Genomic DNA, 19,635 nt, shown 5'->3' with positions numbered 1-19,635 from the left:
TGACGACGAGTGAGATTGCTCCCACTGTCGCTGTGACTCTCGAGAAACGAGATCGAAAGGCGAGACGGGCCGCTATAGCCAGTGTGGCGTCTGATACTCCGCGGTCTGGTGGTTCTTGGGCCAAATAACCTCCTGAACCCCCTCGCCCTCGTCGTTTTCCTGCCACTGCATATAGATGGCACCGTCGTCGCTTGGCTTGAGGTCGTGGGCGTACTGGTGATCCTTGTCGTAGAATTGGATGGTCCCCGTCGAGCCGCCGAAGCTGACGTCTTCGAGCGCCCCGATCAGCGTCTCAGTATCCAGCGTTTGAGCCTGTTCGATGACGTGCTTGTAGAGCATGACCGCTTCGTACGTCGTGTATCCGGTGTAGACGGGAGTCGCGTCGTATGTTTCCCGATACTGATTCACGAACTGCTGTGTCAGGGGACCGGCGTCGCTATTTGCGGTCGCACTGATCTGTGCGACACCGTAGCGACACAGGCCGCCAGTTTGCTCGTAGTAGGTGGGCAACTGCATCGGAACGTGAATGCCGCCGAACGCGAACGGTCGCGGCTCGGGCGGCACCTCCGGACGGTTCGGATACGCCCAGTCGAGTAGGGCGTCCGTCCCCGTGTGTGCGGTCCCGATAAACGCCGCGTCTGCGCCAGCCGCTTCGGCCTCGTCGTAGAGCGACGTGAAGTCGTCGGACGCCGGCGGATAGCGCCGTTTCATCGTAACATCGACGCCGACGCCGCCGAGTTGGTCCTGCAGGATCTCCCAGGGACCCTGCGACCACGGGTAATCTTCGACCAGCACAGCGATGGAATTCCAGCCGATGTTTGCGGCGTTGTCGTCCAGAAAGTTGACGAGGTCTTTGCCGAGGTCGTACGAGTTGGTCGGGCCGACGCGGAAATGGTACTTGTACCGGTCGTAGTTTTCGTTGACCTTCTGACTGACCGCAGGGGTCGACGCCCCACTCGTCAGGTGGATCGTCTGCTGTTCGGCGATATCCTCGATGATCGTCTCGAGGGACGGACTATCGAAGACACCGACAGTAAAATCTGCTTCGTCCTCAAGAATGAGCCGCTGATACTGGCGGCGCGCCTCGAGCGGACTCGAGTTCGTGTCGCCGACGGCCAGTTCGACGTCGCGGCCGAGCAGTCCCCCGTTGTTGTTGATCTCATTGACGGCGACTTGCGCGCCGCGGGCCATTCCTCGACCGATGTAATTACTATCCGGATTCGGAGCCAGCGTTCCGATCGTGATGGGGTCCTCACTGCCGCTCCCACCGGTGATCGATCCTACCGTCCCGAGGCACCCTGCAAACGATAGCGTCGTTGCGCCGGCAGCCGTCGTTTTGAGCACCCGTCTGCGGTCGAGACCGCCGCGTCGGGTAGTGGGTGGCCCCGCCGACCCACCGTCGCGGGTAAAGTCGTCCATGCTGACCAGTCGTTTCGACCTCTGTTTCTTAACAATTTCGAAGACTATCAGTTACTATTTACAATACTACTTACCTTTCCTGTCGAACGGTGAGTTGCTTTCGGAGGAAAATACCCGAACCAACGGCCTATGCGGAACATGTTGAATATACTGCCAGTAATACACAGCATTCAAGATATTATTACGGAAATGAAGTGGTGAGGGAACGTTTGCCCGCCCCGAACCGATTATCACCTCCGATAACCGTGGATCACAATTTATGTACTGACGAACTCACGCCTGTCCTATCCATGGATTTCGCTCGACGGCTGGTGCCGAAAGCTATCCGACGCAGGTACGCGGTCAAGTTCGGGATCGCGTTGCTCATTCTCGGGCTGTCGGTCGGCCTGATCGGATACGGTGCAACCGCAGGGATCACGAACCAGGTGGAAGATCGTGTCCAGACTGATCACGCGGCATCCGCCAGTCAGGAGGCCCAGAGCCTGCAGATGTGGAACGAACAGAACGAACATACGATCGAAACGATCACCAGATCGGACGTCGTCGCCAGCGACGATCCGGCGGCGATCGAAAATCGATTCCTCGACTGGAAGGAACACCTCGACACCGACACGTTCGAGATTTCCTACGTCGACACCGCCAACGACACGGTGCTCGCGTCGACCAGCGATTCGGTGAACGCGAGTACCGACGGGAGCGGCGACACGTCAGTGAGTCAGTTCGAAAACGTTCCCACCGAGGCCTACGGGAGCGCGACGGAAAGCGTCCCGTGGGTCTCGGACACCTACACTGCCGCCGGAGAGTTCGGCAAGACGACCGCTGTCATCACCTACGTGCAACACTCCGCCGAACGCGAGAACCGCTCGGTCGTCTACACGGCCAACATTGAGGCGTACGCGAACCAGTTGCAACAGGACGAGGGCGTCACGACGATGGTCGTCGATAGCGACGACGAGGTTATGCTCGACAATCAGGGGTACGGTGAAAACCATGAAACGCTCGGACTCGCGTACGGCGGCGACAGCGCCGTTCTAAGCGACGCACGAACCGAGGGCGCATCTACGCGACAGGTCTCGGGCACCGATTTCGACTTCGGCTCGCTCGAGACTACTGCCTACGACTTCGACGAGAACGAGTACGTCACCAGTTCAGCACGCGTGCTCGGGACGGACTGGGTCGTCGTGACCCACGAACCGTCCAGCCAGGCGCTCGGGTACGTCACCTCGATCAACCAGTACGGTCTCTCCGCGACGGTCCTCGGCGTCCTCCTGATTGGCATGGTCGGTGCGGTCCTCGGTCGGAACACCGCCGTCTCGATCGACCGACTCACCGACAAGGCCGGTCAGATGGAGGAGGGGAATCTCGACGTGGACCTCGAGACCAAGCGGATCGACAACATCGGCCGGCTCTACGATGGTTTCGACTCGATGCGCGTCGCGTTGCGCGAGCAGATTGAGGAAGCCGAAGCCGCCCGCGAGGAGGCCGAACGCGAACGCGAGCGCGTCCAGGAGATCAACGGTCACCTGCAAGAAAAAGCCGCCGAGTACTGTGCGGTCATGGGTGCTGCCGCCGACGGCGACCTCACTGCCCGCGCGGACGCCGAAAGCGACAACGAGCAGATGCAACAGATCGGCGAGGACTTCAACGAGATGCTCGACGAGATCGAGCGGACCATCGCCGAGCTCAACCGGTTCGCGACCGACGTCGCGACCGCCTCCGAGCAGGTGACCGCCTCGAGCGAGGAAGTTCGCTCCGCGTCCCAACAGGTCACCGGCTCGATCCAAGAGATTTCGGACGGCGCGGATCGTCAGAACGAGTCGTTACAGTCGGTCAACCAGGAGATGAGCGGGCTCTCGACGACGACCGAAGAGATCGCCGCCTCCTCGAACGAAGTGGCCGACATCGCCGAACGGACCGTCGACACCGGCCGAGACGGCCAGGAAGCCGCACAGGCAGCGATCACTGCGATGGACGAGATCGAGGGCGAAGCGGGCAGCGCCGTCGCTGAGATCCGCCGACTCGAGGAGGAAGTCCAGCAGATCGACGAACTCATCAACACGATTTCGGAGATCGCCCGCCAGACCAACATGCTGGCGCTGAACGCCAACATCGAGGCCTCCCGATCCGCGGGCGGCAGCGACGACGAAGGGTTCTCCGTCGTCGCAAAGGAGGTCAAGGCGCTCTCCGAGGACGTCGCCGAGGCGGCCGACGAGGCAGAAGATCGGCTCGAGGCGATTCGAGAACGAACCGAGCAGTCCGCCGTGGAGGTCGAAGGCACGAGCGACGACATCGAGGACGCAAGTGAACAGGTCGAGGAGGCCGTTCACGCGCTCGAGGAGATCGCAGACCTCGCACAGCAGACCAACGTGGGGGTCCAGGAGATTTCCGCGGCGACCGAAGAGCAGGCCGCCTCGACTCAGGAGGTCGTCGCGATGGTCGACGACGCCGCGACGATCTCGGAGGAGACTACCTCCGAAGCCGAAAACGTCGCCGCCGCCGCCGAAGAGCAGACCACCGCACTGACCGAGGTCACGCAGTCCGCTTCGAACCTCTCCCAGCAGGCTGCACAGCTCTCCGAAGCGCTCGACCGGTTTGACACCGAGGTCGACCGCGACGACGTGGACCTCGAGTCGATGATCGATACCGACGCGGAGTTGGCGGCGGCCGACTCGACGTTCGAGGCCGACACCGAGGCGACCGACGGGCCGGACGACGAGAACCGAGGGATCACGTTCGATGCGGCCGACGATCCGAACGACTCCGACTCGGACGACCGCCTCACGTTCGACGACGGAGCGGATGACACGCTCGAGGCCGAGCCGATCGAGACAACCGATGGAGACCAGTTGGCTGCGGATGCACTCGAGAGTAATCCGGGCGACGACCCCGTCGAGCCAGCGGGGAGCGAGCCTGAGCAGGCGGCCGACGACGAGTCAGCCGCGGACGGGCAACGCGACGGCGATGCCGGCGAGATCGGTGCGGAAGAGATCCTCGGGATCGAAGAGGGTGACGACGGTGCGACCGACATCGGCACGTCGGACACGACCGATGGCTCGCCCGACTCGACCGACCCGCTCGCGGAGGAGACGGAGACGGCGGATCCACTTGCGGACGATAGTCACACGAGTGCGCCGCTCGAGGACGAGCGCGACACGACGACAGAGTCCGGAGATGACGATGTCGACGCGAGCGCCGGATTCGAACCGGCGGGCGACTCGGTTACCGACCTCGAGCAGGGATCGACTGCCGGGGACGACGGTGACACCGAACCAGACGAATCGACGACCGCCGACGGTTCGTCGGCTGACGACGCGGCCGAGACCGCGGATGACGATGACGAGTCGACCGAAAGCGACGACGTGTTCACGTTCGGCACGGCGAGTGACGAAGACGACGAGTAATCGGCGTCGGTCTCGTTCGCTACCTTTTTGACTGCCGTCTCGGAAGGAATCGGCATGCTTACCGTGCGGGCACCGGCGACGAGTGCGAACCTCGGGAGTGGCTTCGACGTCTTCGGCCTCGCTCTCGGAACGCCCGCCGACATCGTTCGGGTCGAACGCGCCCCGGAGACGACGATTTCGGTTACCGGAGCCGGCAGCAAGTACATTCCCGAAGATCCGGCCAAGAACACCGTCGGTGCGGTCGCCGAGGCCCTGGATGCCCCGGCCCGCATTCGGATCGACAAGGGCGTCCGCCCCTCCTCGGGGCTGGGATCGTCGGCCGCGAGCGCGGCTGCTGCCGCCGTCGCGCTCAACGCCCTCTACGACCGCGGCCGCTCCCGTGAAGACCTCGTCAGCGTCGCCGCCAAAGGCGAAGCGGTCGTCTCCGGCGAGGCGCACGCGGACAACGTCGCGCCCTCCCTGCTCGGCGGCTTCACCGTCGTCACCGACGACGGCGTCACGCAGGTTGACGCGTCCGTCCCCGTCGTCGCCTGTCTCCCCGAAATATCCGTCTCGACGCGAGACGCGCGCGGCGTCGTCCCCGAGTCGGCAACCATGGACGAGGTCGTCACCTCGGTCGGCAACGCGGCGACGCTGACCGTCGGCATGACGCGAGACGACCCCGAACTCGTCGGCCGGGGGATGAACGACGATATCGTCACGCCCGAACGGACCAAGCTCATCACGGGCTATGAGGACGTTCGCGAGGCCGCCCTCGAGGCGGGCGCGACCGGCGTGACGGTCAGCGGTGCCGGCCCCGGCATTCTGGCAGTCTGTCACCGCCGGGATCAGCGGGCGATCGCGTCGGCGATGGTCGACGCCTTTGACGCGGCCGGCGTCGAGAGTCGGGCCTATCAGACCGCGATCAGCGAGGGGGCGACGCTGTACCGGGACGACTCGTAGATGGGTGCTCGAGCCGACGCCCTGCTGACGCTCGTCGTTCTTTTCGTGACTGCCGTCACATACCTACTGGTCGACGCGGTGTTTTCGGTGCCGTTTCTCGTAGCCGGGGCCATTGCCACGCTCGCGTTCGAGGGAATCGCCGCTCGAGATCCCGACCCCGTCCGCCGGTACTGGGAGCGCCCGGTCATTCAGGGCGTGACGCTCGTCGTCGCGCTCGCGGGCGTCGTCGTGGGGGCGCGAGTCGCCCCTTCGATCGTCCTCTCATTCGCGTTCGGATCGCTGGTGACGTATCTCGTTTTTCTGGCGCTGACGAATCCCGCATATAGAGCGTAGATTAGTGAGCGCAGATGGTTGTGACAATTTCGGAGGCGTCGAAAGATAGCGCGTTCAATCGTAGAGACGACCGTCACATGCCGTCCGGCTCTCGCTGCCCCGTTAGACGCCGCGATCCTGCATTTTCTCTTCCTCGGGGAGATCGACGTTCGCATCCCCTTTCATGCCCTTGCCGAGGTGCTTCGAGATCTCGGCGAGCGTCTCGGGCTCGTCCCAGTTGTTCGTCGCCTGAACGATCGCGTCTGCCATCTCGGGCGGGTTCTCCGCGCCGAAGATGCCGCTGCCCACGAAGATGCCGTCGCACTCGTGGTGCATCATGAGCGCCGCGTCCGCCGGAGTCGCGATCCCGCCCGCCGCGAAGTTGACGACGGGGAGTCGCCCCATCTCGGCGGTCTCGTGGACCAGTTCCGCGGGCGCTTCGATCTCTCGAGCGAAGGCCTCGCGCTCCTCGTGGCTCATTCCCTCGAGTTTGCGGATCGCGCCCTTGATCGTCCGCTGGTGGTGAACGGCCTGATTGACGTCGCCGGTGCCGGCCTCGCCTTTCGTTCGAATCATCGCCGCGCCCTCGTCGATCCGGCGCAGTGCCTCGCCGAGGTCGCGCGCGCCGCAGACGAACGGCGCGGTAAAGTCGCGCTTGTCGATGTGGTAGGCGTCGTCCGCCGGGGTGAGCACCTCGCTCTCGTCGATCATGTCCACGCCGACGGTTTCGAGGATCTGGGCCTCTTTCGTGTGGCCGATACGGGCCTTCCCCATGACGGGAATCGAGACCGAGTTGACGATCTCCTCGACGTCACCGGGATCTGCCATCCGCGCGACGCCGCCGCGCTTGCGGATATCCGCGGGGACTGCTTCCAGCGCCATCACCGCGACGGCGCCGGCCTCCTCGGCGATGCGGGCCTGTTCGGGGTCGACGACGTCCATGATGACGCCACCCTTTTGCATCCGGGCGAAGCCGCGCTTGACGAGATCGGTGCCGCGTCTAAGTTCCTCGAGATCAGTTTCCTCGGCCATACTACCCGCTTCGGAGTCACCGCACTTACGCGTGTTCGTTGGGACCGGATCGGCTGCTGGACCGAAGTCGATCGCCGGATGCCGGTCCAACCGGTTCGGGACGACTCCCGGTCGAGCGCGTCACTCGGGGACCCGTTCTCCCTCGAACAGACGCGCTCGAACGGCCGAACCGTAGAGTCGGGTGATCGGCCGCCGCCACAGTCCGAGTTCCCGCGCCAGCGCCCCCGTGACCTCGAGGCGCGTGCCGACCGACGGCCCGATCCCGATCGCCACCTCGCCCTCGATCCGGGCCGTCGTCCGCAGGAGATCGCCGTCTTTCCGCGTGAAACTGGCCATCGTCCAGTCGCGCGCTCGAGGACTGAGCCGGGGTCGGGCGACCTCGAGTCGAACGGTCTCGCGCTCGCCGTAGCGGTCGCCGTCGACGACGGCTCGAATCCCGTCCGGGCCGTCGGTCACCGTGATGTCGGCCCGTTCCTTGGGATAGCCCCAGCACTCGCGGCCGAGCGCGACCGAGGGGTCGGTTGTAACCGGGAGCCAGTGCACGTAGCCACCGATTTCGCCGTCCGCGAGCTGTGCGAGGGGGAGGCCCGTTCGGTTCCCGTGGACCGCTGGGATGATGACGGCGAACTCGTCGTAGGGCTCGAGCCCCATCTCGTCTCGATTTCCCCCACCAACCCGGTGGTACTGAATCCCGATGAGTGCGACGCAGCCGACGCCGGGTGCGATCGCGAGCGACGAGAGTCCCTCCGGGAGGACTGCCTCGAGCCGACTGCGACGCGCGGGGACCGTCACGCCGCCCATCGCGAACGATAGCTCGAGCGGGAGGTCAACCACGTGGCCGGTCGAAAGCCGTCGTCGCGTCCGTTCGTCGCCGGTAGTCATGACCGACGGTACGACGGGACCGGTCGTAGTAGTACGGATCGCGACCGACCGCGAGGCAACCGCTACTGTTTTGCGGATTCCGTCCGTCGCGCCGGACAATGACTGCGTCGACCTCGAGCGGCCGGTTGTCGGATCGCGAGCGCGACGACGATACGTCCCTCCCGGGATATCTCGCGCCCGTTCCGCGCACGCTCGAGGACCTCGGATTGCAATTTGCGTGGCTCGTCGTGGCGATCAACCTCGCGGGGACGGCCTTCGGCTTCTGGTACTACTCGGGGCAGTTTACCGAGACCGCGACCGTGCTTTGGCCCTGGGTTCCGGACAGCCCGCTCGCGACGCTGTTTATCGCGCTGGCGATCGCTTGTTGGAAGCTGGGTCGCGAACAGCCGTGGCTCACCGCGCTGGCCTTCTTCGGTAATATCGTGCTGGGACTGTGGACGCCCTACACGCTGCTCGCGTTCGCCGACTCCTACGCGTACCTCTCCCCGGTGATGTACCAGTTCCTCTTCTGGAGTCACCTCGCGATGGTCGTGCAGGCCTTCGTCCTCTACCGAATCAGCGACTTTCCGGTGTGGGCCGTCGCCGTCGCCGCCGTCTGGTACTGGAGCAACTTGCTCGTCGACTACTTCGTCCCCATCATCGGCGAGCCCCACCACACGATCATCCCCGTCGAGCGCGACGCGGCTATGTTTCTCGAGGCCGACGCGCTGGGCGTGATCGCCGCCGGCGAAGTCACGTTCGTCCTCCTGGCGCTGTTTCTCGCGCTCGCGATCCGGGTCAAAAAGTGCGAAGCCGCCCGGAGTCGGCCGTAGCAGGCGGCGCGGGCCCTACAGATCGGTCGTGAATGCGAGCTCGAGGTAGGGATCGAGCGAGCGGGCTGCGGCTCGGCGCTCGATCGTCCCCGCGTCCGCATCGTACCGTAGCACCTTCGAGTCGACGAGCTTTCGAAGGTGGTTGTGGTGGAACTCGACGGCGATCTGCTCGAGGCGGTCGCCGGTCGGATTCCCCTCTCGGTGGGCGATCCGATCGACGAGTTCCTCGAGGCTCACGGCTCCGACTTTCCGCGACAGGTAATACAACGCGTACCGTCGCTGGTCCTCGCACAGGAGTTCGAATACCGTGTTCGAGGGGAGCGAGGCATCGGTTCCAGAACTGTTGGCGTCTGAGATGTCTGTCTTCATGCGGTGCTCTGTACTCGGCTTACGCGACGGCGAACGACGCATCGGCTCCGATCAACTTCAGCAGAGCACGCCACCTGATTGGAGCATCATGTAATAACTCTTCTGACAGGATGAAAAGAGAGACTAAATACCGTGACTATCTCACGGATCTCCGGAAGAACTGCAGTTTCGAGTGCGAGACGATTCGACGGTGACGGGCAAGCGGCGACGTCCTACTCGAGGATGAGGACCGCCGAGTCGGTCTCGATCATCTCGCCCTCACCCGAGTAGGTTCGCTCGAGTTCGACCTCGAAGAGGTCGTCCGCGAGTTCCTCGCCGGCGACTCGAAGCACACCCTCGTCGTCGTCGATTTCGTACTCGCCGCTCTCGATCCCGTCGTCGATCTCGCCGACCTTCGATCCGAACTTCGGGCCGACCGACGAGTAGTCGAGATCGATCGACGCGACCTCGGTCGTGATCTCCGGTGGCTCCTCGAGCACCGCGAGCTCCTGGACGTGCATCACGTGCTGGATCGCGCTTTCGAAGCCGTCGATGGCCCCGTAGACGGCCACCGACTCGAGGTCTTCGTTCAGCGGCAACTGGTGCTCGCTCTTGTAGCGTCGCAGCGCGGAGATGACCTCCATGGCGGTCTCGCCGGCCGCGAGGTCGGCCTCGTACCCCTGCGGGCTGGGCCACTCGCGGGTGTGGATGCTGCTCTCGCCGAGATCCTCGCTCTCGTCACCGTAGACTGCCTGCCAGATCTCCTCCGTCGCGTGGGGCAAGAACGGGGCCCAGAGCTCGAGGAAGGTCCGATGTGCGGTCCGGAGCGCATACTGTGTCGACGGGTTGTCTTCCCGGGTCTTGGCGATCTCGAGGTAATCGTCGCAGAAGGTGTTCCAGAAGAACGTCCGCAGGCGGTCGCGGGCCTTCGCGAACTCGTACTCCTCGAGGTGTGCGGTCAGATCCGCGACGGCGTCGTCGAGCTCCGCGAGGAGCCAGCGGTCGATCGCCTCGAGGTCGGCGGGTTCGTCGGGATGGGCGGGTGCGAGCGTATCGACGAGTTTGGAGGCGTTCCAGAGCTTTCGAAGTAGCTTCTCGCCCGCGGTGAGGTCCTTTTCCTGGTACGGGAAGTCGTCGCCGACGGCGGCGCTGGCGGCCCAGAACCGGACGGCGTCGACGGGATACTCCGAGAGCACCTCGTCGGGTTCGACGACGTTCCCCCGCGATTTGGACATCTTCTCGCGATTCTCGTCGAGCACGTGGCCGTTGATCATCGTCGCGTCGAAGGGTACCTCGCCGGTGTGCTCGTAGCACTTGACGACGGTGTGGAACAGCCAGAAGGAGATGATGTCGTGGCCCTGCGGGCGGAGATCGAACGGGTAGAGCTCCGGGTTGTCCATCGAGAACTCTTCGCTGTCGGCGTCCCAGTCCCAGCCGGCGTTGATCAGTGGCGTTAACGAGGAGGTCGCCCACGTGTCGAAGACGTCCTCCTCGGCCTCGAACTCGTCGTGGCCGCATTCGGGACAGGCCGAGACCGGTGGCTCGTCGCTCAGCGGGTCGACTGGCAGTTCCGTCCGCTCGGCCATGATCTCGTGGTCGCAGTCCGCGCAGTACCAGACCGGGAACGGAATCCCCGAATCGCGCTGGCGCGAGATCAGCCAGTCCCACTCGAGGCCCTCGATCCAGTGCTCGTAGCGGGAGAACATCTTCTCGGGGTACCAGTCCATCTCCCGGCCGGCCTCGAGGTACTCCTCTTTGTGGTCTAAGATTTCGACGTACCACTGCTTGGAGACGCGGTATTCGACGGCGGTGTCACAGCGTTCGTGGACCTGGACTGCGTGGGATATCTCCCAGCGGTCGCGCAGAGTGCCCTCGTCGTCGAGGTCTTCGACGATGGCCTCGCGGGCTTCCTCAGTTGACATGCCCTCGTAGGGGCCAGCGAGGTCGGTCATCGTCGCAGATTCGTCGATGGCCACCCGCAGCGGGAGGTCGTGGGCCTGGTACCACTCGATGTCGTTCTGGTCGCCGAAGGTACAGCACATCACGACGCCGCTGCCTTTCTCCATGTCGACGCGCTCGTCCTCGATGATCGGTACCTCGTGGCCGAAGAGGGGAATCCGGGCGGTTTCGCCGACGAGATCGCGATTCTCCTCGTCGTCGGGGTGGACGAAGACGGAGACGCAGGCCGGGATGAGTTCCGGTCGCGTCGTGGAGATGACGAACTCCTCGCGGGGCGCGTCCTCGCCGACGAGTTCGAACGCGATGTCGTTGAAGTGCGAGCCGCGTTCGTCGTCTTCCATCTCGACCTGTGAGATGGCCGTCTCGCACTCGGGACACCAGATCGCGGGCGCTTTCTTGCGGTACTCGCGGCCCTTCTCGTAAAGGTCGAGGAAGGACAGCTGCGAGATGCGCTGGACGCGCGGTTCGATCGTCTTGTAGGTGTTGTTCCAGTCGATCGAGGTGCCGAGATCCTGCATCTTGCGCGTGAAGTCGTCCTCGTACTCCGCACAGACCTCACGGCAGAGTTCCTGAAACTCTCGGCGCTCGTAGTCCTGGTGACGGATATCCAGTTCTGACTCGGTCAACCGCTCGCTCGCGATTCCGTTGTCGTCGTAGCCGAAGGGAAAGAGCACGTCGCCGTCGTGCATCCGCTGGAAGCGCGCCGCGAAGTCCTGCAGGGTCGAGCCGTAGAGGTGGCCCATGTGCAGGCTTCCCGAAACCGTCGGCGGCGGCGTGTCGATCGCGTAGACCGTGTTCGGGTCCCGCTCCTCGTCGGCCTCGTAGGCGTAGACGTCCTCGTCGATCCAGCGCCGTTGCCAGCGGGACTCGACTGTGTCGGGATCGTAGCCTCCCTCGAGGGTCGGCTCGCCGGTCTCGGCGTCGACCTCTCGCTCCGGCGTGTCCGTGCTCATGCTCTCACCGCCCGCGGAGGGCGTCGTCGGTGCGTCGTCGCGATAGTGAAGGTGTGCTCGTCCATGCTGATACCGGTCGTTGCTCGGTGAATGCTGGTCGCCGACAATACATCCGTCGAAACGGGGTGGGGAATGTGGGGCTATGGGGCCCCTACGAAAACGGTGTCGCGCGGGCCATCAAATACGTCGCCCGCGACGGTGGCAGCCATAATCGACTCTACTCCCGGGAACGGTGTTAGGTGTTTCGCGTCGGTTCAGTGATCGGCCGAATCTCCGACGGCCTCGAGATCGATGACGGCCCTCGAGTCGGTCACGTGCCGCAGTTCGCCGTCGAGATACGCCGCCAGTCGCTCGAGCGACGGTTCCCCATCGCCGTCGGCCGTCCGGACGACCGTAATTCGATCGTGTCGAGTCGCGTCGTAGTCGCCCTGCATGACGATCGAGAACAGTTCTCTCGGAGTGACCGGCTCCTGGGCAGCCAGCCGTTCGGTGAGATCACCGAGCGAGGACTCGACCGTCGTCTCGACGTCGAAGGTTACGTCGACCGAGACGGTTTCCTCGCGGTTGGTCGCCGCGAGATACTCCTCCGAGCTTCTGACAGCGGGCTCGAGGATCGCTTCGAAATCGACGCCGTACTTGACGGTGCCGAGATAGATGAACGCGAGCATCGCCCGAAGTCCGTCGAGAAACGCTTCGTCGGTCGTCGTCCGTTCGAAGACCTGTTTGCGGTCTTTTTCGGGGAGCGTGTGCAAGAGCAGGTCGAAATCGAGCGTCGCAGCGTGAATCCGGCGTCTGATTCGGGCCTCGGCGTTGCGTTTCGACTGCTCGTGGTTCATCTCCCGCTCACCGAGCAGGTAGGCCCGATCGGCGGGGCTGAGGACGCCACGTTCGCGGTCAGTGTTCGTATTCATAATCGATATCCGATTATACACAATCGACTTCTATCCGAACTGCTATCACTCTCCCGGTCCGACGAGGGGATAATGAACTCGTCGCCCGACCGGAGCGAGCTCGCATGAGCGGACCTATCGCCGCTCGCTACGCGGAGTGGATCGTCTCGCACAGTCGATTGGTCGTTGTCCTCATCCTGGTGCTCACCGCCGTCGTCGCCGTCGGCGCGGTGGTCGGCGAGAGTGGGGAGGGCGAGATCGGCCAGTTCGAGACGGACTCCGAGGAGACCGATGCGTTCGAGGAGATCGAGGCGACCTACGGCACCGACGACGCGGTCGTCGCCCAGTTGGTTGTCCGCGACGAGAGCGGCGACGTGCTCACCCGCGACTCGCTGCTCGAGGGGCTGCGCCTGCAACAGGATGTCCGCGAAGACGAGGACCTGAACGCGACGCTGGACGAGCAGGGGTTCGTCGGCCTCGAAAATATCGTCGGTACGGCCGCCGTCTACGAGGACCGGGCAGAATCGGCGAACGGCCGGCCCGACGCGAGCGAGCCCACGCTCGAGGAGCAGATTGCGGCGCTCGAGTCGCGCTCGGACGAGGAGGTCGAGACCTTGCTGGCCGACGTGCTCGACCCGGATAGCGACGCGGGACCGGGCGGGCGGGCCGCGGAATCCGGGGAGCGCGGAGATCCCTACGAGTTCCTCCCGACCGATTACGAGCCGGGTGAAACGGAGGCCGACGCGCGCATCACGTTCGTCTTCCAGGTCGACGACAGCGGCCCCGACGAGGAGCCACAGGCCGCCTACGATGCGCAGGTCGAGATCGCCGACCGGATCGACGAGCGTTTCGACGACGCGTTCCTCTTCGGCCAGGGCGTCACCGACGAGGCCTCCTCGAACGCCGTCGGCGACAGTTTCGTGATCATCACCCCCGTCGCGCTCGTGCTCGTTCTGGGGGTGCTGGCGATCACGTACCGGGACGTCGTCGACGTCCTGATCGGACTGGTCGGGATCGGCGTCGTGATGGCCTGGCTCGCCGGCATTCAGGGGTGGCTCGAGATCCCCTCGAGCCAGCTGCTGATCGCCGTCCCTTTCCTGCTGATCGGGTTGAGCATCGACTACGCGCTCCACGTGGTCATGCGCTACCGGGAGGCGAGGGCGGGGGAACTCGACGGAGGCACCTCGAGGGCCCGAAACGGGGCGGTCGGGACGAGAGCCGGTATGACACTCGGATTGACGGGCGTCGTGCTCGCGCTCGCGGCGGCGACGGTCTCGACCGGCGTCGGCTTCCTCTCGAACGTCGTCAGTCCGCTGGGGGCGGTGCGGGACTTTGCGATCCTGAGCGCCGGCGGCATCCTCGCGACGTTCGTCGCCTTCGCCGTCTTCGTCCCCGCGCTCAAGGTCGAGATCGACGAGTTCCTCGAGACCCGATTCGACCGCGATCGAGCGAAACGACCGTTCGGGACGGGGGCAGGGGCTACCAATCGGGTGCTCTCGCGACTGGTTGCGATCCCGCAACGGATGCCGGTCGTGGTGGTCCTCGTCGCACTCGTCCTCGCCGCCGGCGGCGCCTACGGCGCGACTGGGATCGATACGGAGTTCAATCAGGCGGATTTCCTCCCCGAAGACGCGCCCGACTGGGCCAAGTCCCTCCCGGGACCGCTGGCGCCCGGTACGTACACGATCAGCGAGGATGTCGCCTACCTCGGTGAGAACTTCGCGGAGCGCGGCGAGGGGAGTCAGACGCAGATACTGATACGCGAGGATGTCACCGACCCCGACGCGCTCGTCGCGATGGACGAGGCCGGGAGCGCGGTCGACGAAGACGGAACTGTCGTCGTCGGATCCGACGGCGAGGCCGCCATCGAGGGGCCGCCGACGCTCATTCGCGAACTCGCGAGCGAGAACGAGACCGTCGCGGCCGCGCTCGAGGAGCGCGATACGAACGGCGATGGCCTGCCGGACGAGGACGTCGCCGGCCTCTACGACGTGCTGTTCGACGTCGACGCGGATCGGGCGTCGGACGTCCTCTACAGGACCGACACGGGGGCGTACGAGTCCGCCCGCCTCCTCGTGACCGTCCAGGGCGACGCTCCCGCACAGACCGTCGCCGACGACAGCCGAGACGTCGCGGCCGCCGTCGAGAACGCGGGTCCCGTGACGGCCGTCGCGACCGGCGGACCAGTGACGACGGCCGTCGTTCAGGACGCGTTGCTCGAGACGCTCGTTCAGGCGTTCGCGATCACGCTGGTGGTGATCCTCGTCTTCCTGACGGCCCTCTACTGGTTCCGCCACGGGGCGCTCTCACTGGGCGCCGTCACGCTCGCGCCCGTCGTCGCCGCCCTCGCGTGGCTCCTCGGTGCGATGGCGCTGCTCGACCTCCCGTTCAACAGCGAGACGGCCGTCATCACGAGCCTCGCCATCGGTCTGGGCGTCGACTACAGCATTCACGTCGGCGAGCGGTTCGTCGCGGAGCGGGACGAGCGGGAGTCGCTCGAGGACGCCCTCGCCGCGACGGTCACGGGTACCGGCGGCGCGTTGCTGGGAAGCGCGGCGACGACCGCGGCGGGCTTTGGCGTCCTCGCGCTGGCGCTCGCGCCGCCGCTCCAGCGGTTCGGGCTGGTGACGGGGCTGAGCATCGTCTTCGCGTTCGTCGCCTGCCTCACAGTCCTCCCATGCCTGCTCGTGCTCCGGGAGCGGGTCCTCGCTCGAGGATCGTGACGCGACCGCCGAGCGTCCGACCGCTACCGCGACTCGTTGTCGGAGTGAGCTCGTACCCACAGTTCGCCGATCCGTGAGAGTCGCGTTCGGTAGGACTTGCCGTGCTCCTCCCGTTCGATGTACCCCTTGCCGCCGGGCCCGAGGCGGTCGACGTTGTAGATGACCTTCGACCGGAAGCTGTCCGTATATTCCTCGTTCAACTCGCGGGCCAACGATTCGGCCAGTTCCGAGACGGAGTCGAACTCGCCGTCCTCGCCGAGTTTGAACAGGATGAGCTCCTCGAAGGGCTTGACGTTCGAGAAGGAGGCGACGGGCAACTCGACGATGTGACTGCCGGCGATCTCCTTCGCACCGATCGTCGTCCCGCGCTCGTCGAACTCCGAGAGGAGGTCCCGGGCGGTCTCGAGGCGCTCGTCGATCCGGTCGCCGTCGAAGCCGTCACTGTCGAGGCCGTCGCTATCGCCGATCGCCGCGTCCGATCGCGCGTCCAGGTCCTCGAGCAGGGCGATCTGTTCGCGAAGCTCCTCGGCCAGTTCCGTCTCGAGGTACTTCTCGGGGGCGGTGTAGTAGGTGTGGATCCCCTCGCGGTCCTCCTGACGTTCGACCATCAGCGAGTGGGCCGCGTTGGCGAACGCGAAGCTCACGGTCCGGGGCATCGCGGCGACGTTGACCCAGACCTCGTTGCCCGAATCGAGCTCCGCCGTGATGAGCTCGTAGGCCTGCTCGAAGGCGTCGTCGTAGTCGTAGACATCCTCGAGGACGAACCGCTCCGTCCGGGCACCGAGCAGGTTCTCGAAGTCCGTCTCGAGTTTCTTCGAGAGATGCCGAGAGTACTCGACGTTGGCCTCGCTGCCGACGGCCCCCTCGAGGAGGATGACGCTGTCGACGTCGATCTGATCGCGCACCAGCGGCGCGATCAGCCGGTCGTAGTCGAAGCCGACCGGGACGATGTGGGTTTGCATAATCGACAGTTAGGCGGGGCCGTTACAAAAGCTCCGAGTCGTCGTCCGCGTCACTCCGTGAGCGGCATGATGATGCCGAACACGAACGGCGAGGCGAACCCGACGGCGAAGCCGATTATCGTCAGCGCGAAAAACAGCGTGTTCTCCCACTGGGGAAGGGCACCGAACATCGCGTGCCCGATCAGTTCGCTTCCCGTTCCGACGACGAAGAGGGCGAGCCCGAGAACAAAGCCGGTCTTCGCCAGTGCCGGGTAGTCGCGACCGCTGTAGTGTGCCATATCGGCAGATCGACGTTCGATCTATTACTAATTTCGATGGCGGGACGATCAGTCGTCCGCCGCGGCCTCGAGTTCGAGCCCCCGAAACAGATCCACGATCGCCTCGCGGTCCCGAGCCGGATTCACGTCGAGGGCGGCTGCCAGCAGGTCCGCGCCGTCGGGAGCCTCGAGCGGCAGTAGCCCGCCGGCCATCACGTACGCGTCGGCGGCGGGCCAGACGGCGACGTGGGCTTCCGCGTCGATAGTGGCAGTAGTCGGGGTTTCACCAGTGGCGTCACCGCCGTCCGCTCGCTCGCCGTCGTCGGCCACCGCTTCCGCATCGTTGGTGACCGACGCGTCCGAGTCGGTCGGATACGCGACCTCGAGCACGGTGAGATGGCCGATAGCCCCGTCCGGTCGATCGATGTATTCGCTCGCGCGTTCCGCGCCGACCGCGATGCCGTCGTCTTCGATCGTGTCGACGAACTGTTCGCGGGCTTTCGGGGCCGCCATCTCGAGGGCGGCGGCCGGCTCGAGGCCGATGGCAGACAGGGAGGGGGTGATCTGCAGATCGACGGTGAACAGCGATCGTGCCGGGACGTCGCCGCCGGAACGGAGCCGCTCGAGGGCGTCGGCGGTCGGACGGTGTTCGAAGACGGTCGTCTCGGCGGTGACCGTTGCCAGCGAGAGACTGCGTTCGTCGGTTCGGTCGCCGAGGCGACGCCAGTCGTCGGCGACCAGGGGCGGCAGGTCGAGAGCCATTGCCGGCGCGTATGCGGGCCGGACGTTTCGGCGTGGCGGTTCCGGTCTCGAGTAGTCCGCGCCCGAACAGTTCGCATCCGAACAGTTTGCGTCTGATCAGTCCGCGCCCAGCCGATCGAAGTAGATCGCGCGTCGCTCGGCGGCCGCCGGCGATGTGAGCAGCGAGACGACGACCGTGACGACGAGGCCGAGCCCCATCCCGACGATGCCGGCCGTCCAGCCGGCGTAGGAACCTGGAACGAACGTGAAGAAGAGACTCAAGATGTAGAACAGCTGACTCAGGAGAACGCCGGCGGTGATGCCGGCGCGCGTAATCTTCCGCCAGTAGAGTGCGAGCAGGACCGGCAGCGCGAGCTGGGCGAAGCCGCTGAAGGCCGCCTCGCCGAGTTCGAACAGCCCCGCCGGCTCGAGCAGACTGCCGACGAACGCCGCGCTCGCGAAGACGACGACTCCGCCGCGAGCCAGCAGGTCCTCCCGGCGGTCGGAGAGATCACGCTCGACGAACGGGCGGTAGAGGTCCCGCGTGAAGTACGACGACCCCGAGAGCAGCATCGAGTCCGAGGAGGACATCATCGCGGCCATCGCGCCGGCGATGACCAGCGCGGCGAACCACGTCGGCGTGTACTCCGCGAGGACCAGCGGCAGGACGTTCGCGCCCTCTGGGACCGCGACCTCGAGGCCGGCGGCCCACGTGCCGAGCATGAACGAGGGGACGAAGAGGAGGACGCAGAGGATCGGCCAGAGGGCGAAGGAGCGCTTGAGCACCGTTTTCGAGCCCGCGGCGAAGAAGCGCTGGTTGACCTGCGGGAACATCGCGACGCCGAAGCCGATCGTGATCGCCGTCGAGAGGATCCACGGAACCGTGTAATAATCGCTGCCCAGCGAGAGGAATCCGTCGGTGTCGGGGTTCGACGCGAGCGCTTCGGTCGCGGCGCCGGGGCCGCCGACGGCCGCGAGGACCCACAGCAGCGCGACCCAGGTCGTAATCAGCATGAACGCGCCCTGCAGCGTGTCGGTCCAGGCGATCCCGCGCATCCCGGCAACGACGACGTAGAGGATCATGAACGCCGTGATCAGCCCGGCTCCCACGGCGTAGGAGATCGCGCCCTCGGTGAGGGCCTCGAGCGCGGTGCCGGCCCCGACCTGCTGGAGCATGACGTACGGAAAGAGCCAGAGGAGGCTGACGCCGGCGACGAGGCCGCGCAGCCACCGCGAGCCGAAGCGATCGCCGAGCATCTCTCCGAGCGTGACGTAGCCAAAGCGCTGGCCGAGCAGCCACTGCTTGTAGCCGATCACGTACCAGAGAACGGCGAAGATGATGCCGTCCATCAGCCCCATGACCAGGATCCACTCGGGCCCCTGCGCGTAGGCGATGTTCGGCCCGGCGAAGAAGGTAAAGGCCGACAGCAGCGTTGCGAACGTCGTAAACAGCAGGACGACCGTCCCGAGCGTTCTGCTCGCGAGGTAGAAGTCCTCGGCCGTCCGATCGGTCAGCCGGTAGGCGACCAGCCCGACCCCGAGCGCGAGCAGGAGGTAGCCCACGATGATCGTCACCTGGAGCGTGACCGCCCTCACGGCGAGTCACCTCCGAGGGTCGTCCGCTGCTCGGGATCGGCCCGTTCCGGTGACTCGCTCGAGTCCTCCGCAGTTTCGATACCGATCCCCCACGCACGCTGGGTGAATACCCAGAAGACGACCGACGTGAGCCCCATCCAGCCGACGTGCCACCAGAGCCACACCGGCAGGCCGGCGACGACGGTCGCCGATCCCCACAGGAACCACGGCACCGCCAGTCCGGCGAGGACGACCGCGACCGCGATCCAGCTCCCCAGTTCGGTTCGGCGCATATGCCAGGGTTCGTCCCGACGTGGGTAGTTCTTACTGTTCGATCGCCGACATCGAAGAGAATTGTTCATCAGTTTTGGATCGCGGTCGCGTCCATCGGTTTCCGCTAGCTAAAATCGATTTTTCACCGAGGAAA

Annotated in this window: 16 protein-coding genes; 5 read left to right on the top strand and 11 right to left on the bottom strand. The window is 65.2% G+C overall.

The annotated features are described in order from the left end of the window. Positions 1 to 72 precede the first annotated feature (72 nt). Positions 73 to 1,419, bottom strand: a complete 1,347-nt coding sequence (locus tag ACEWFR_RS07765; protein ID WP_374060486.1) for an ABC transporter substrate-binding protein — start codon at positions 1,417 to 1,419, stop codon at positions 73 to 75. A 290-nt stretch (positions 1,420 to 1,709) separates the two neighbouring features. On the opposite strand from ACEWFR_RS07765, the gene ACEWFR_RS07760 reads away from it, so the two are divergent. From ACEWFR_RS07760 to ACEWFR_RS07750, 3 genes are read left to right on the top strand one after another with little or no spacing between them, the layout of a single operon-like run. Further along, complete coding sequence (locus ACEWFR_RS07760; protein WP_374060485.1) at positions 1,710 to 4,820, top strand: methyl-accepting chemotaxis protein; 3,111 nt, start codon at positions 1,710 to 1,712, stop codon at positions 4,818 to 4,820. Between the two features lie 54 nt (positions 4,821 to 4,874). Further along, positions 4,875 to 5,762 carry a homoserine kinase gene (locus ACEWFR_RS07755; protein WP_374060484.1) on the top strand — a complete coding sequence of 296 codons (888 nt, stop codon included), beginning with the start codon at positions 4,875 to 4,877 and terminating at the stop codon, positions 5,760 to 5,762. Further along, positions 5,763 to 6,095: a hypothetical protein gene (locus ACEWFR_RS07750; RefSeq protein WP_374060483.1), complete on the top strand. Its 333-nt coding sequence runs from the start codon at positions 5,763 to 5,765 to the stop codon at positions 6,093 to 6,095. It abuts the gene before it with no gap. 102 nt (positions 6,096 to 6,197) lie between these two features. Here the strand turns inward: ACEWFR_RS07750 and pdxS are convergent, their stop codons facing one another. Beyond that, entirely contained in the window at positions 6,198 to 7,106 is a 909-nt protein-coding gene (gene pdxS, locus ACEWFR_RS07745) for a pyridoxal 5'-phosphate synthase lyase subunit PdxS (RefSeq protein ID WP_374060482.1), read from the bottom strand. Positions 7,107 to 7,226: 120 nt separating this feature from the next. Then, positions 7,227 to 7,988, bottom strand: coding sequence for an acetoacetate decarboxylase family protein (locus tag ACEWFR_RS07740; protein WP_374060481.1), 762 nt, complete (start codon positions 7,986 to 7,988; stop codon positions 7,227 to 7,229). Between the two features lie 98 nt (positions 7,989 to 8,086). Here ACEWFR_RS07740 and ACEWFR_RS07735 point away from each other — a divergent pair, with 98 nt between their 5' ends. Further along, a complete protein-coding gene (locus ACEWFR_RS07735; protein ID WP_374060480.1) occupies positions 8,087 to 8,800 on the top strand; it encodes a DUF1405 domain-containing protein in 714 nt (237 codons plus the stop codon). A 15-nt stretch (positions 8,801 to 8,815) separates the two neighbouring features. Here ACEWFR_RS07735 and ACEWFR_RS07730 read toward each other — a convergent pair whose 3' ends face one another. The 3 genes from ACEWFR_RS07730 to ACEWFR_RS07720 all read right to left on the bottom strand — a co-directional run bounded on the left by ACEWFR_RS07730 (position 8,816) and on the right by ACEWFR_RS07720 (position 12,971). Beyond that, complete coding sequence (locus ACEWFR_RS07730; RefSeq protein WP_374060479.1) at positions 8,816 to 9,169, bottom strand: hypothetical protein; 354 nt, start codon at positions 9,167 to 9,169, stop codon at positions 8,816 to 8,818. 212 nt (positions 9,170 to 9,381) lie between these two features. Next, entirely contained in the window at positions 9,382 to 12,060 is a 2,679-nt protein-coding gene (locus tag ACEWFR_RS07725; RefSeq protein WP_374060478.1) for a valine--tRNA ligase, read from the bottom strand. Between the two features lie 254 nt (positions 12,061 to 12,314). Continuing rightward, a complete protein-coding gene (locus ACEWFR_RS07720) occupies positions 12,315 to 12,971 on the bottom strand; it encodes a hypothetical protein (RefSeq protein ID WP_374060477.1) in 657 nt (218 codons plus the stop codon). A 104-nt stretch (positions 12,972 to 13,075) separates the two neighbouring features. Between ACEWFR_RS07720 and ACEWFR_RS07715 the strand changes: the two genes are divergently transcribed. Continuing rightward, positions 13,076 to 15,673 (top strand): RND family transporter, encoded by a 2,598-nt coding sequence (locus tag ACEWFR_RS07715; protein WP_374060476.1) that lies wholly within the window; start codon positions 13,076 to 13,078, stop codon positions 15,671 to 15,673. A gap of 23 nt (positions 15,674 to 15,696) precedes the next feature. On the opposite strand, the gene ACEWFR_RS07710 is transcribed toward ACEWFR_RS07715, so the two are convergent. From ACEWFR_RS07710 to ACEWFR_RS07690, 5 genes are all read right to left on the bottom strand, one after another. Then, the gene (locus ACEWFR_RS07710) at positions 15,697 to 16,635 is read right to left on the bottom strand and encodes a DUF6293 family protein (protein ID WP_374060475.1); all 939 of its coding nucleotides are present in this window, start codon (positions 16,633 to 16,635) and stop codon (positions 15,697 to 15,699) included. A gap of 50 nt (positions 16,636 to 16,685) precedes the next feature. Beyond that, positions 16,686 to 16,913, bottom strand: a complete 228-nt coding sequence (locus tag ACEWFR_RS07705; protein WP_374060474.1) for a hypothetical protein — start codon at positions 16,911 to 16,913, stop codon at positions 16,686 to 16,688. 48 nt (positions 16,914 to 16,961) lie between these two features. Continuing rightward, positions 16,962 to 17,654: a hypothetical protein gene (locus ACEWFR_RS07700; RefSeq protein WP_374060473.1), complete on the bottom strand. Its 693-nt coding sequence runs from the start codon at positions 17,652 to 17,654 to the stop codon at positions 16,962 to 16,964. Between the two features lie 96 nt (positions 17,655 to 17,750). Next, positions 17,751 to 19,229 carry a sodium:solute symporter gene (locus ACEWFR_RS07695; protein ID WP_374060472.1) on the bottom strand — a complete coding sequence of 493 codons (1,479 nt, stop codon included), beginning with the start codon at positions 19,227 to 19,229 and terminating at the stop codon, positions 17,751 to 17,753. Beyond that, positions 19,226 to 19,501: a DUF3311 domain-containing protein gene (locus tag ACEWFR_RS07690; RefSeq protein WP_374060471.1), complete on the bottom strand. Its 276-nt coding sequence runs from the start codon at positions 19,499 to 19,501 to the stop codon at positions 19,226 to 19,228. Before ACEWFR_RS07690 ends, ACEWFR_RS07695 begins: the two co-directional genes overlap by 4 nt. Positions 19,502 to 19,635: the final 134 nt, after the last annotated feature.

Origin of the sequence: Natrinema sp. H-ect4 (assembly GCF_041894845.1) — an archaeon.
Lineage (GTDB): Archaea > Halobacteriota > Halobacteria > Halobacteriales > Natrialbaceae > Natrinema.
The sequence above is the reverse complement of the archived record's forward strand: the minus strand, read 5'-3'. Positions and strand labels throughout refer to the sequence as shown.